Origin of the sequence: Janthinobacterium sp. SUN128 (assembly GCF_030587275.1) — a bacterium.
Taxonomy (GTDB): Bacteria; Pseudomonadota; Gammaproteobacteria; order Burkholderiales; family Burkholderiaceae_D; genus Janthinobacterium; species Janthinobacterium lividum.
Genome location: NZ_JAPWHY010000001.1, coordinates 4,233,103 through 4,246,397, shown reverse-complemented (window position 1 = coordinate 4,246,397; position 13,295 = coordinate 4,233,103). Strand labels below are relative to the sequence as shown.

14 protein-coding genes and 1 tRNA gene are annotated in these 13,295 nt (G+C 51.1%); 1 reads left to right on the top strand and 14 read right to left on the bottom strand.

Features of this window, described 5'->3' with window-relative positions; all coding sequences use genetic code 11:
* Positions 1-344: 344 nt before the first annotated feature.
* The 14 genes from O3297_RS19215 to O3297_RS19150 all read right to left on the bottom strand — a co-directional run bounded on the left by O3297_RS19215 (position 345) and on the right by O3297_RS19150 (position 12,920).
* On the bottom strand, positions 345-1,739 hold the full coding sequence (locus O3297_RS19215; RefSeq protein ID WP_305049458.1) for a hypothetical protein: 1,395 nt from the start codon (positions 1,737-1,739) through the stop codon (positions 345-347).
* Complete coding sequence (locus O3297_RS19210; RefSeq protein WP_305049457.1) at positions 1,718-3,016, bottom strand: class I SAM-dependent methyltransferase; 1,299 nt, start codon at positions 3,014-3,016, stop codon at positions 1,718-1,720. Before O3297_RS19210 ends, O3297_RS19215 begins: the two co-directional genes overlap by 22 nt.
* Positions 3,009-3,224: a hypothetical protein gene (locus O3297_RS19205; protein ID WP_305049456.1), complete on the bottom strand. Its 216-nt coding sequence runs from the start codon at positions 3,222-3,224 to the stop codon at positions 3,009-3,011. The genes O3297_RS19210 and O3297_RS19205 overlap by 8 nt, the downstream gene beginning before the upstream one ends.
* 182 nt (positions 3,225-3,406) lie before the next feature.
* Positions 3,407-3,715, bottom strand: a complete 309-nt coding sequence (locus O3297_RS19200; RefSeq protein ID WP_305049455.1) for a hypothetical protein — start codon at positions 3,713-3,715, stop codon at positions 3,407-3,409.
* 563 nt (positions 3,716-4,278) lie between these two features.
* The gene (rfbD, locus tag O3297_RS19195) at positions 4,279-5,151 is read right to left on the bottom strand and encodes a dTDP-4-dehydrorhamnose reductase (protein WP_305049454.1); all 873 of its coding nucleotides are present in this window, start codon (positions 5,149-5,151) and stop codon (positions 4,279-4,281) included.
* Between the two features lie 40 nt (positions 5,152-5,191).
* Complete coding sequence (gene rfbC / locus O3297_RS19190) at positions 5,192-5,737, bottom strand: dTDP-4-dehydrorhamnose 3,5-epimerase (RefSeq protein ID WP_305049453.1); 546 nt, start codon at positions 5,735-5,737, stop codon at positions 5,192-5,194.
* Between the two features lie 23 nt (positions 5,738-5,760).
* The gene (gene rfbA / locus O3297_RS19185; protein WP_305049452.1) at positions 5,761-6,654 is read right to left on the bottom strand and encodes a glucose-1-phosphate thymidylyltransferase RfbA; all 894 of its coding nucleotides are present in this window, start codon (positions 6,652-6,654) and stop codon (positions 5,761-5,763) included.
* The gene (gene rfbB, locus O3297_RS19180; protein ID WP_305049451.1) at positions 6,654-7,730 is read right to left on the bottom strand and encodes a dTDP-glucose 4,6-dehydratase; all 1,077 of its coding nucleotides are present in this window, start codon (positions 7,728-7,730) and stop codon (positions 6,654-6,656) included. Before rfbB ends, rfbA begins: the two co-directional genes overlap by 1 nt.
* 49 nt (positions 7,731-7,779) lie before the next feature.
* Positions 7,780-8,436, bottom strand: coding sequence for a dTMP kinase (tmk, locus tag O3297_RS19175; RefSeq protein ID WP_305049450.1), 657 nt, complete (start codon positions 8,434-8,436; stop codon positions 7,780-7,782).
* Positions 8,426-9,031: a sugar transferase gene (locus O3297_RS19170; RefSeq protein ID WP_305049449.1), complete on the bottom strand. Its 606-nt coding sequence runs from the start codon at positions 9,029-9,031 to the stop codon at positions 8,426-8,428. The genes tmk and O3297_RS19170 overlap by 11 nt, the downstream gene beginning before the upstream one ends.
* Before the next feature lie 58 nt (positions 9,032-9,089).
* Positions 9,090-10,019: an NAD-dependent epimerase/dehydratase family protein gene (locus O3297_RS19165; protein ID WP_305049448.1), complete on the bottom strand. Its 930-nt coding sequence runs from the start codon at positions 10,017-10,019 to the stop codon at positions 9,090-9,092.
* A gap of 312 nt (positions 10,020-10,331) precedes the next feature.
* Positions 10,332-11,750 carry a mannose-1-phosphate guanylyltransferase/mannose-6-phosphate isomerase gene (locus O3297_RS19160; protein ID WP_305049447.1) on the bottom strand — a complete coding sequence of 473 codons (1,419 nt, stop codon included), beginning with the start codon at positions 11,748-11,750 and terminating at the stop codon, positions 10,332-10,334.
* A gap of 251 nt (positions 11,751-12,001) precedes the next feature.
* Positions 12,002-12,358: a diacylglycerol kinase gene (locus tag O3297_RS19155; RefSeq protein WP_305049446.1), complete on the bottom strand. Its 357-nt coding sequence runs from the start codon at positions 12,356-12,358 to the stop codon at positions 12,002-12,004.
* Between the two features lie 301 nt (positions 12,359-12,659).
* Positions 12,660-12,920, bottom strand: a complete 261-nt coding sequence (locus O3297_RS19150) for a hypothetical protein (protein ID WP_151097319.1) — start codon at positions 12,918-12,920, stop codon at positions 12,660-12,662.
* Between the two features lie 298 nt (positions 12,921-13,218).
* Between O3297_RS19150 and O3297_RS19145 the strand changes: the two genes are divergently transcribed.
* Positions 13,219-13,292 (top strand) — tRNA-Gly (locus tag O3297_RS19145).
* Positions 13,293-13,295: the final 3 nt, after the last annotated feature.

Sequence of the window (13,295 nt, the reverse complement as noted above, 5' to 3'; positions counted from 1 at the left end):
ATACGCGCACCGTCGCGCGCTGGTGCCGCACGGGCGAGGTTCAAGCCGATGCGAGACCGACGGGATCCGGCCGGCACCGGGGCACCAGCTGAGCTAGCAAGAACGCCAGCGCGCGTTCGATGTATGCCACGAGGCGCTCTTCGCAGACTTGCCCCCGGCGCAAATCGTGCCGCGTCTGGCCGACGAGGGCGCCTATCTGGCGTCCGAATCGTCGCCCCAAGGCTGATTAGAACTCCAAATGCGGAGGCGACAACTATTGACGGAGGGGGCGTAACCTCATGTCTGCTTTGTCAAACGAGATGAGACCACAAAACTTATGGGTAATTGCAAGGGTGGCCGGACTCTTAATTAGAATCAAACTGGTACAACAGATCGAATACAGCTATGTTATTTTCGATCTTTAGTGGCGCCTCGTAGTTCCCATTAAAATTAGCAATGATAAGCGGCACTTTATTTGATATCTGTGACGAGTCAGGTTTGCATTTGAGCGCCATGTAGGTTTTGTCGGCACACCAAAATTCTGGCCGCAAGGGGTGATCGGAAAACACAATAATTCTGAAATTGTCTCCAAACACCGATTTGGCTCTTTGTGCCACCAGTCCAACTACTGAAGCACCGTATGCAATGTTCTCAGCATATTCTACATTCAGGGTTTTCAAAGGAATCCCCATTAACGGGTGTGGCACCAAAAGATGTGCAAATAGAATTCCTCCTTTTTGCCAGAAGGGCGCTTCCATCAATGGTTTTTGCATGTTGTCACGTAAGGCCAGGATTGTTTTTCTGTCTGACTCGGACGCTTCGCAGCCCAAGAACCCCAGTGCATTGAGTCCAGGAAAGCTGCAAGCCAATTCTGTGCCAGCTGACTTTATCGAAATGGGAGCAAAAGAGCAGGAACGAAGGCCTTGAATGGAACAATAGCGGTGATAGAAACCCACGATGTCAATATTCTCCGAACTAGCTTTTACTTTGGAAAAATCCAATACTTTGCTTGTACTGCAGATTTGAGTGGGCCCACAGGCCACTGATTGGTTAAAACGTTTCCTCATAAAAATGGCGGGAATAACGTTGATCGTGTTCTTGCCCACCGGATCTATATTGCTTACTGTGACATGTAATCCGGCCTCCTGTAGTTGCTTAGCAACAGGCCCGGCTGCGCTGGCACTGAACTCATCTAACAGCAAAACAATTGTGTTTTGCGCTGGCATATTTGGGGCCGCTACTGTCGGCGGTTGATAACTTGGGCTTGGCCAGTAGACCGTGGAGGCATTCGTGTTCGCAAGCACCACTGGGAAAAAGATGAAAATCACTCCTCCGACGATTCCAGCCAAGTAAAGACGTTTCCAAGTCTCAATACTGATTTTGAGAGTTAATAGACTTGCAGTGATAGCCGATACCACTGCGAGTGTTTTTTGCAAGGTATTGCTTTGCATCGTAATCAATTCCAACTGCTTAAGGTAATTGAACCCGATAAAAGTCAACAACAGGGCTATGCAGACGTTTATCAGTTTTATTGTTGTGGCTTGCCCCAATACACGGCGCAGCAGTGCAACACAACCGATAACAAAGACAACCAGCAGCCCAAAAGCGATGGTGATTTCGCTCGCTGTGTGATATTGAAAATATAGGCTGCTCCAGATCCAGTCAGTCTGTCTAAGCAACAGTAGCGTGAGGAACGCCAGGGTCGCGGCATAAAGCGGCTGCCCTGCCCGCATTTCGCTTACAGTTTCTTGAGTAGACATAGCATGCGCAGTGTATTGGGTACGGAATAGCTTGCAACCGTACTGAAATATTGACTAAAGGCTGCCATTTGTACAGCCACAGAAAATTCCTTGGGCTCGCGCTTGCGCTGGCTGCACAGGTGCAAGACCATCGGATCATTTTCATCGAGTAATTCAACGATCAGGAACTTGCGCGTAATGTGTGCCGCCATCTGCGCAATTTTCCCCATATGGATACCTTCAGATATCGCCAGGTGATGAATGAGCGCAAGCATCAACAGCATGTCGGCGCGCTGGTGCAGACGAGTCATGAGCGAAGGAAATTCATCACCACCCCAACCGCGTCCGCCAACCATATCCCCTAAATTGGTGACGAGAGGATGGATATTGGTGGCATTGCTTTGCGAAAGCACAAGCTTTTGAATGGCGTCATGGTCCAGATCGACGGCGATCACGTCGGCACCGGTTCCGGCCGACAGAACCGTAAATTCTCCGGTGTTACAGCCGAGGTCGACCACCCAAGCAGGCGCGGTGTTTTCCAGCCATTCGCCTACCTTTTGAAATTTTGCAGTGGAAGCTACGTCGGTATAGTGATGGCGCGTGTCAGTATAGTCAGCCCAATGGCTACGCGCCTGGTTGGGTTTTCCACCATTGAGCATGGATTGGCAGAAACCGTAGAGACTGCCATGTAGATGTTTACCATCTTTTGTAGGAACTTGAGTGCGAGTTTGAGATTTGTTGTTACTTGCCACCATGAGTGGCCAGTAGCGCGTCAAGTATCGTTTGAAACCTAGCAAACTACGAGCAACATCTGGTGGAATGCCATCGCGATAGGTGCTGTAACTTTGGTGCGGCTTCAGGCCACGTTGCTGCGACACTGCAAGTGGCAGCAGAAAATGACGAGTAAACTGGCCAAACGCCCACCACTGTGACGTAACAATCGGCTGGAACGAAAGGTGATCACAGAACATGGGCTGATTGCCCTGGAAAATTACGTTCCATGCCGAAGCGTCTTTCAGCTCATGCCCAGCACCGAGAATTTCACGCGAGATATCTAACGTGATTTGCGCCGCTAAATAAAGTTGCGCGTCACACCACTCAAAGGGATAACTGACGAACGGCAACTTAGGCGACTCGAGTGTTTCGGGAGTCGTGAACTCGTACGGAACCATCCTACCGGCTTCTACGAGCGTCGCAGCAGCTTTCGATAGAAGAAATTGCTTGGCGGTAGCGGTGGGGCGGATGCGGCGAATGACTGTTTGTCCCTGAAATTCAATCGTGCCTTCAGGATCACGCATCGTTATTTTTCTTTCGACTAAACAGCTTGGCGATCATTTGTCGAGGCTTTTTGATAAATGTTAATGCTGCACCAATAATGGCAAAAATACTCTGTAGCACTAAGAGGGCTGAGCCGGGATCAACATAGGCATAAGCCGGGGAGGAAAAAGCTACACAGAGCAGTACCGCGCGCAAGACGATCCTTAATTCAATATAAATAAATTTCATTACTTATGTACCTTTTCAATGTATTTATCAGTACGGATACCATTGGTGGCGTTCTGAGCGACCAAGTGCAACACCTTCTGCCGTAAGGTGCCGCCAGCGAAAATCTACCAACATCTCGCCACCCAGGAGCGCGTAGTTGTCACGACCATGTGCGACGTCCTGTGTTCCATTCGAGCCATTGCTCAACGTCTTTGCCGTTCGACCAGCACGATGGGCTGCGAAATCGCCGAGGGCAGATACTGGACATGCAGAGCATTCATATTCGCACTCCTGCGATCGAGGAGCGCCTCGTTCCTGGCCAATGGAAGGGCTACGTAATCAAGGGCGCTGGCCGCCACCAACAAGACCGTTGTTGACAGCTTCGCCGCCGTCCTCACGGCGAACCAGCAGCGATGTGCAAAATGATGACCTGTGGCCAAGGCCGCGAGATGGACGGGCATAAAATCTTCACTGAGCGCACCGGCCTGCGGATTGATTCCGTCGATCCGCACGGTCCTTGGCAACGGGGGGCAACTAGAACGCCAACGGTCTGCTGCACCAGTACCCATCCAAAAGCATTGACTTATCGATTTGCTCCCCGGACGGTTGAATGTCATCGCGCTGTCGCTCAATATGCGTCCACGGACTAGGATTGTATGTTTATGCACAATACATAGCATTGCTACAACACCCAATGAACACTGTTCATTAACCCAGTGCGGCACTTGGTGTTTGAAATTGCCGGGCGTCAAATATATACCATCTGTCACTGTGTCATAGTAAAGCGGATCCATGATTTGAGACAGCAGTTTAATCCATATCGTGATACATGTCGGGACTCGTTGGCCGCGATGTTGCGCCAGTGTAACTGGCTGGCCACGCGAAGGCCCGATGCGTCGGCATTGATTGAGGTCGTCCTTGTTCGTTTCGGATAGTTATCCAGAGATAACGGCGTTTTTTATTTCATTGGCCTGCCGGAGTAAAGCGGCAAAACAGCGTCGTTTACAACTGCTATTTGCGGCGCTTACTCCGGCTGAATAATTAGCATTTTCTATTTCTGTTTATAGGGGGATATTTAATTTTGACACAGCCTTAATGCGTCCTGCCAATCCGGAATACGACAAAAAGTATCCATCAAGCGCTGTGATGACAGTACTGAATTGGTCGGACGCTTCGCCGGGACAGGATAATCTTGAGCTAATATCGGTTTTAATCTTGGTTTTTTAGTAATTGAAGGATGGGCCATGATTGCTTCGGTAAAACCGAACCAGCTGGTCCTTCCTTGCGCCGTCAAATGATAGAGACCGGAGCGTGCATGCCACCATGCTTGCTGGTCGCTTGCCGTCAGGTTTTGCGCCACGATATGCGCCGTGGTATCCGCAATGGTACGACTCCACGTCGGTGCGCCGAACTGATCGGATACGATACCTAGTTCTTCGCGCTCCTTTGCCAGGCGCAGCATGGTCAACAGAAAGTTTTTGCCATGCGTGCTATAGACCCAGCTGGTGCGCAAGATCAGGTGGGGGATGCCGGTGGCCTGGATCGCCTGTTCGCCGGCCAGCTTGCTGCTGCCGTAGACATTGATCGGGCAGGTCGGATCGGTTTCAACGTAGGGGCCATCTTTCGAGCCATCAAATACGTAGTCGGTGCTGTAATGGATCATCGCGGCGCCCAGCTTTTTCGCCTCTTCCGCCATCACACCCGGCGCTTCGCCGTTGATGCGTAGTGCCAGTTCAGGTTCGCTCTCGGCCTTGTCGACAGCGGTGTAGGCGGCCGGATTAACGATCAGGGTCGGCTTGATGCGGCGGATCACGTCGCGCACCTGGTCGAGATCGGCCAGGTCCATCTGGCTGCGGTCTAGCGCGATGATCTCTCCCAGACCTTGCAGGCTGCGTTCCAGCTCGTAGCCGACCTGGCCGGTTTTTCCTGTAATTAAGATACGGCTCATATTTGTTCCCGTGAATGGTGGCGCGGCTGAACTACAGTACTCAGGCGAAGACGTCGGCATTGGCCAGCAATGTGCCGACTTTGTCCTTGCCAGACAGTACCGGCTCGCCATCCAGCGGCCAGCCGATACCGATTACCGGGTCATTCCACAGGATGCTGCGCTCGAATTCCGGTGCCCAATAGTCGGTGGTCTTGTACAGAAACTCTGCGCTGTCGCTGGTCACTAGGAAGCCGTGGGCGAAACCTTCAGGTATCCATAACTGGCGTTTGTTGGCGGCCGACAGCACGACGCCGGCCCAATTTCCGAAAGTTGGTGAGCTTTTACGCAGGTCAACGACGACGTCGAATACTTCGCCAGCGGTGACGCGCACCAGCTTGCCTTGTGGCTGCTGGATCTGATAATGCAGGCCGCGCAACACACCCTTGGCTGACTTGGAGTGGTTGTCCTGCACGAAGTCGCGCGTGATGCCAGTCAGTTCGGTAAAGCGTTTCTGGTTAAAACTCTCATAGAAAAAGCCGCGATCATCGCCAAAGACAGTAGGCTCGATGATCAGGACATCCGGAATTGCTGTGGTTTGAATTTGCATGGTATGGATGAGCCGTTCAGGCCTTAATATATTTTTTCTTCGAGTAGACGCAGCAGGTATTGGCCATACGCATTTTTCTTCAATGGTTGGGCCAGTTGTTCCAGTTTGGCGGCATCGATATACCCTTTACGGTAGGCGATTTCCTCCGGGCAGGCGACTTTCAAGCCCTGGCGGTTCTCGATGGTGGCGATGAATTGGCCCGCTTCCAGTAACGATTCATGCGTGCCGGTATCGAGCCAGGCCATGCCGCGCCCCATCAGTTCCACGTTCAGCTGGCCCCGCTCCAGATAAGTGCGGTTGACATCCGTGATTTCCAGCTCGCCACGTGGTGACGGAACGATGGCGGCGGCGATATCGCACACCTGGCTGTCGTAGAAATACAGGCCGGTGACGGCGTAATTCGATTTTGGCTTGAGTGGCTTCTCTTCGATGCTGATGGCGCGCCGTTGCGCATCGAAATCGACGACGCCATAGCGTTCCGGATCGTGCACGTGATAGGCGAACACGGTCGAGCCACTGGTGCGCGCCGAGGCTTTGCGTAATTGCGTTTCGAAGTCGTGGCCGTAATAGATGTTGTCTCCCAGGATCAGGGCCGATGGTGCATCGCCGACAAACTCCTTGCCGATGATGAAGGCCTGCGCCAAGCCATCCGGACTCGGTTGCACGGCATAGGTCAGGCTGATACCCCACTGGCTGCCGTCGCCCAGCAACTCCTGGAAGCGCGGCGTATCTTGTGGCGTGGAAATGATCAGAATGTCGCGTATGCCAGCTAGCATCAGGGTGGTCAGCGGATAGTAAATCATCGGCTTGTCATACACTGGAAGCAGCTGCTTCGATACGGCCATGGTGACGGGATACAGGCGCGTGCCTGAACCACCGGCGAGGATGATGCCTTTGCGTTCGATCTGCTCGACCATTACACACCTTCCTTGCTGTCGCGGGACGCGTAATTTTTTTCCAGCCAGTTCTGGTAATCGCCGGACTGTACATTGCGAACCCATTCCTGGTTGTCCAGATACCATTGGACGGTCTTGGCAATACCGGACTCGAATGTCTCGGCCGGCTTCCAGCCCAGTTCACGCTCGATTTTGCGGGCATCGATGGCATAGCGGCGGTCATGGCCAGGGCGATCCTGTACATAGGTGATCTGGTCGCGGTAGCTGCCTGCCGCTTTCGGCGTCAGTTTGTCCAGAATGTCGCATAGGGTGTGAACCACTTCGAGATTGGCTTTTTCGTTCCAGCCGCCAACGTTGTACACTTCGCCGACGCGGCCAGCTTCCAGTACGCGGCGAATTGCCGTGCAGTGGTCGCCGACATACAGCCAGTCGCGGATCTGCTGGCCGTCGCCATAGATCGGTAGCGCTTTGCCATCGCGCGCATTGCTGATGATCAGCGGAATAAGCTTTTCAGGGAAATGGAAGCCGCCGTAATTGTTGGAGCAATTCGTGGTCAGGGTTGGGAAACCATACGTGTGGTGATACGAACGGACGAGATGGTCGGACGCTGCTTTCGAGGCCGAGTAAGGGCTGTTTGGCGCATATGGCGTGGTTTCGGAAAATGGTGCATCGTCTGCGCCCAGGGTGCCATACACTTCGTCGGTCGACACGTGCAGGAAGCGGAAGCTTTCGCGCTCGGCACCCGACAGGGTATTCCAATAGCCGCGGGCAGCTTCCAGCAGGCTGAAGGTACCGTTGACATTAGTCGTTACAAATGCGCCTGGATTGTGAATCGAACGATCGACATGGCTTTCCGCTGCAAAATGGACAACCGCGCGAGGCTTGTGTTGCTCAAATAATTGCGACAGAAGTACCGTGTCGTTGATATCGCCCTGGACGAAAATATGGCGTGGATCATCGCTGATGGACGCCAAATTGTTAAGATTTCCGGCATACGTCAATTTGTCAAAATTGACGACTGTTTCACTGCTCTGTGCCAACCAATCCAATACAAAATTTGAGCCGATAAAGCCAGCACCACCTGTAACGAAAATCATTTTCTACTTCCTTATTAATAAAATTATTTTAATGGCCGGAGTCCGACTATCAAGTTTTTTCCATCAGCAGCAACTTGACCAGCGGTGACAGCGCGTCTCTGACCGCGTCCATGCTCTGGTTGCTATTGATGATCGCGTAGCGCTCCGGATGCTGTGCCGCGCGTATGAGATAGCCATCGCGTACGCGGGTAAAGAAGTCCACAGATTGACGCTCGAATTTGTCTGCCACACGGCTGCCTGCTAGGCGTTGTGCGGCAACCACAGGGTCGCAGTCGAAGATGATGGTCAGCGTCGGCTGCAAGTCCGCATGGACCCAGCCCTCCAGCTCGACCAGCTTTCCCAGGGGGAAGCCACGGCCATATCCTTGATACGCAAAAGTGGAATCGGTGAATCGGTCGCAAAGCACCCAGTGGCCGTTTGTCAGTGCTGGCTGAATGACGGTCAGGACATTTTCCTGGCGTGCAGCAAAAGCCAGCAAGGCTTCCGTAGCTGGTTGCATTTCATCTTTCAGGATAATGTCGCGAAGTTTTTCGCCGAGTGGCGTGCCGCCCGGCTCGCGGCTCGACACGACAGAAATGCCATTCTGCGTAAGCTGCTCCAGCAGCCAGGAAATGTGGCTGGACTTGCCTGCGCCGTCAATTCCTTCGAAAGAAATGAATTTTCCTGACTTGCTGTTCTCGGATGAACTATTTAATTTAATAGACATTTTTTTTCAAAATAACTTGCGTAAAAGTGGTCAGTAGAATGTGAATGTCTTTTTTTAGGCTTCGTGTACGGATGTAGTTCAGATCCAGTTCGATGGTTTCCAACTTTGTCAGCGTGTCACGGCCCGAAATTTTTGACAAGCAGGTAATACCTGGCTTGACCGAAATGTACTCTTCCTTGAATTGCTCATATTTCTGCAAAATGTCTGGAATCTCAGGACGTGGACCGACCAGTGACATGTCACCCATGATGACATTGAAGAAATTCGGCAGCTCATCGATGCTGTATTTTCTGATGATATGTCCAGTTTTGGTGACGCGTGGATCATGTTCATAGTGAAAATGAAAATCAAGCGTGGTATTGGCGGAATAGTCATACAATTCTGGAAAGCGTTCACGCGCATCGACGAACATGCCGCGCAATTTGAAGATCTTGAATGGCTTGCCGCGCAGACCGATACGTGTCTGGAAAAAGAAAGGAGAGCCTTTTGACTCAAATCTGACAATTATTGCCGTGATCAAGATGATGGGAAGGGAAATAATGAAAAGTATTGTGCCGCCAACAATATCTAACAGACGCTTGAAAAATTTATACATGGTTCCTATTACTTTATATTAGTGTGATCTTATTCTGCGTGAATCTTGTTTTCGATAATCAAATTGACATTGTCGAGTATTCATTCAGCCAATTGATAGTGTTGTTCAATCCTGTTTTCAACGACACCGTGGGTTTCCAGTTTAGTGTTATTTCAGCATTCGTGCAATCCAGAATGATCCTGGGAACATCGACTCCGCGTTCGGGCAACCATACCAGTTCCGGTTTGCGATTGGTCTGTGCCGCCAAAATGTCGACCAAATCCTTGAGGGAAATACCGATACCTGAACCAATGTTGCAGATGCCGTTTTTGGTACTGTAGGCCGCTTGGAAACATGCCGTGGCGACGTCGGAAACATAAATGTAGTCTCTGACAATATTTCCGTCGCCCCAGATTTCTATTTTCTGTTCGTTCAATATCTTATGCAGGAAGACTGAAATGACACCCTGCTTGGAAATGGGATTTTGCCGGGGTCCATATGGATTGGAAATCCTTAACACCGTATAGTTCAATCCATGTAGTTTTTCATACATGTATAAATACTTCTCGGCTGCAAGTTTGGTAATTGCATAGGAGCAAATCGGAAATACCGAATCACTTTCATTATGGGTTTCGGTGTCCGAGTCGCCATAGATGGAGCCGCCACTGGATAAGTAAATAATTTTCCCGGTCTTGTGTCGCGTACAGATATCCAGCAGATTTACGGTCGGAATCAGATTTGATGCAATATCGAATTCCGGATCGTCATTCGACGTCTTCGGAGTCGTTGTTGATAAAGAGTAAATTATAACATCAAAGTTTCTTGCTACGATGCTTTCAAGAAGCACCTTATTTTTTATATCGCCCGCTACGAACGTGAAACCAGTAAGTTCCGGGCGAAATATTTCACGCTGCCTGTCAAAAATAGTAACTTCCCAATTTTCTTTAAGGAATTTATCAACAATATGTGATCCAATAAAACCTGATCCACCGATAATAAGTACTTTCATGTAAATTCCTAAATTTTATGCAGGAAAATATTTTATTATTCATTTTCGGGGATGCCGCAAATGAGTTTATTTATCTGATCTATATTGTAGATAGAAATTAATTAAACTTTAGAAAATATTTTCATGAATGGGCGCTAATGATAATCTCTGATTTTATATAATCTGAATGATGTATCTGGAAAATTGGCAAAATATTGTTATTTTTTTACATTCTAAAAAATTAAAAATATGACGTGTTGCCTGCCATGCTGGAAAACTCCGAAGCGTATGCCCTACTGTTATATTGGTAGCAGCCTTGCGCTCCTTCATTCGTCAGATTCGTCCGTAACGATCTTCAAACCGGACAATATCGTCTTCCCCAAGGTAACTACCCGATTGAATTTCAATCAATTCCAGCGGTAGCTTGCCCGGGTTGGCCAGGGAATGGACGACGCCGAGGGGAATGTAGGTGGACTGGTTTTCGGTCAGCAAATATTCCTTGTCGCCATTGGTGATCTGGGCAGTGCCGGATACCACGATCCAGTGCTCGGCGCGGTGGTGATGCATTTGCAATGACAGCTTGGCGCCAGGCTTGACAGTGATCCGCTTGACCTGGAAGCGGTCGCCATTACCGATGGAATCATAGGAACCCCACGGACGGAAGACTTCACGGTGCATGGTGGCCTCGGGACGCTCCCTGGCGATCAACTGCGCGACCATGGTTTTCGTCTGTTGTGCCTGATCCGCATCCATGACCAGCACGGCATCGGCGGTTTCCACGATGACGGTGTTGCGCATGCCGATGGCGGTGACCAGGCGGCTAGTGCTGTGCACAAGGCAATCGTTGCAATCCTGGATCAGCACATCGCCGTTGGCACTATTGTTACTGGCATCCTTTTCCGCCACGTCGAGGACTGCTTTCCAGGATCCGATATCATTCCAGCCTGCATCGAGGGCGATGGTAGAAGCGTGGCTGGTGCGCTCCATGACCGCGTAGTCGACGGCGATATCGGGGCTGGCAGCGTAGGCATCCTTGTCGAGGCGAATGAAGTCGAGGTCGCTTTTTGCGGCGGTGATGGCAGCGCGGCACGCGGCCAGGACTGCGGGTTGGAACTGTGCCAGCTCTTCCAGATAGCGGCTGGCGCGGAACAGGAACATGCCGCTGTTCCAGAAGTAATCGCCGCTGGCGATATATTGTTCTGCGAGCTCCAGGGCCGGCTTTTCCACGAATTCAAGTACGCGCTGAACTTGCCCGCTTGCAGCGCCTTCGGCGCGAATATAGCCGTATCCGGTCTCTGGTCCCGTTGGCGTGATGCCGAAAGTTAACAAATTACCTGCCTCTGCAGCAGTGCGCGCCAGCGCGATGGCACGATGGAAGGCCGCGGTATCCAAGATGACGTGGTCCGATGGCAGCACCAGCAGTAACGGATCTTCGCCATTCTCCATCGCATGCAAGGCGGCTGAGGCGATCGCCGGTGCTGTATTGCGGCGCATGGGTTCAAGTAACATGCGGCTATTTTCCAGGCCGATCTCACGCACTTGCTCCGCGACAATGAAACGCGAGGATTCGTTGCATACCAGCAGTGCTGGCGACACAGTGTCAATGTCAGCCAGGCGCTGCAGCGTTTGTTGCAGCATGCTGCCCTGGGTCGACAAGCGCAGAAACTGCTTTGGGAATGCCTCGCGCGAAAGCGGCCATAAACGTGTGCCGGAGCCGCCGCAAAGAATCACTGGTACGAGGGGAGTAGTCATTTATGCATCAATGTAAATTAAATATAATATTGGACAGTATCGAATAATTGGTCAGTTGGCATATCTTGAGGCTCGCCCAGCTTGCCGTACTCTTATGTAGGGAGGTGGACATATATGCTGGAAAAAAAGTCAATGTTGTAAGCAGGGGCAGTATTTTAATAAATTACAAGAATCTTTGTATTTTCTCTCGACTCTATTGGGCATGTACTTTCGTTCGTCTTGTATTGTAGTTTGCCGCCCCTGTATTCTTACTAGCGCACAACGTTTTCAAGCAAAAAAGCAACAAACCCGCATATGGCGGTCATGCTGAGGAGCAACACTGCACCTGCAGCGCAGTCCTTGGCAATCTTGATGCTGGGATGCAGGGATGGGTGGAGGTGATCAATCAGATGTTCCAGTGCGGTGTTGAACAATTCCGCAGCCAGAACCAGGCCGCAATTGAGCAATAGCAGGGCCCACCACATCAAGGGCGGTTGGTACCAACAGAGTACGACGAGCACCATCAGGGCAGCCAGACACTGCAGGCGGAAGCTCGACTCCATGCGGAAGGCCGCGCCTATGCCTTGTAGGGCAAATCCCATGCGCTTGAAGAAGGGCTGGTTCTTCATGGCAACTGAAGCAATGGCGCGGGATATTTGACTGACATAAAGGCGGATCTCTCAATGAATAGATGAGGATCGCAGGCATGACCATACGATATGACATCATTCGTCCACAGCAGAAAGATTGGTGCCAATCTTTTTGATGTTTGATAAAAAGTAAAAAAGCCCGTTTTCAAATGAAAAGGGCTTTTATTGCAATAGTTGACATGTTTGAGTATGTCAACTATTGCGGTACCAGGCCTTCACCTTTCGGCTCTACATCAAGCTGCAGGATGGGCCTACCTGTCGCTGCCTGGGCAGCCAGGTATTAATGGTGGGTTGGAGTGGTGTGCGCGGTGGTCGAATCCGAGCTTGCTGCACCGGCCACAACGGCAACTGCTGCGCCGATTGCGATCAGGGCGCTTGTGCTCAGGCCGGCAATAGTGCCGCCGGCGGCAGCGCCGGTAGCGCCAGCTGCTGGTGCCGCTGCTGGTGGAACAGGTGCTCCACCAACTGGTGCCGTCGTTTGAGCCATGGCTTGTGCGGAAGCGAAGCACAGGATTGCCGAAGCGATCAGAATTTTCTTCATGGGATATCCTTTTAGGTTGAACAGCGGGAATGCTAAACTGTCACGCGATTGTAGCAACATTTCTCTTGCTAGTCTGCGTCACACCGTTCGCGGTGACAATAATTTCTTCTTTTTTAGCCGTATACCAGCGCATTCACTGTGCCTGTCTACCCGCAATGTTGTTCTCTATCGACAAAAAACGCTGACGTGCCGATGTGGCTGAATTAATTTTTTATTAATTTCGCGAGAATTCCCAATGAATTCGACGCGCCGCACAAGTTTGCCAAGTCCTTGCCATACCGCGTAAAATGCAGGCTTCGCGGGTGTAGCTCAATGGTAGAGCAGAAGCTTCCCAAGCTTACGACGAGGGTTCGATTCCCTTCACCCGCTCCATTT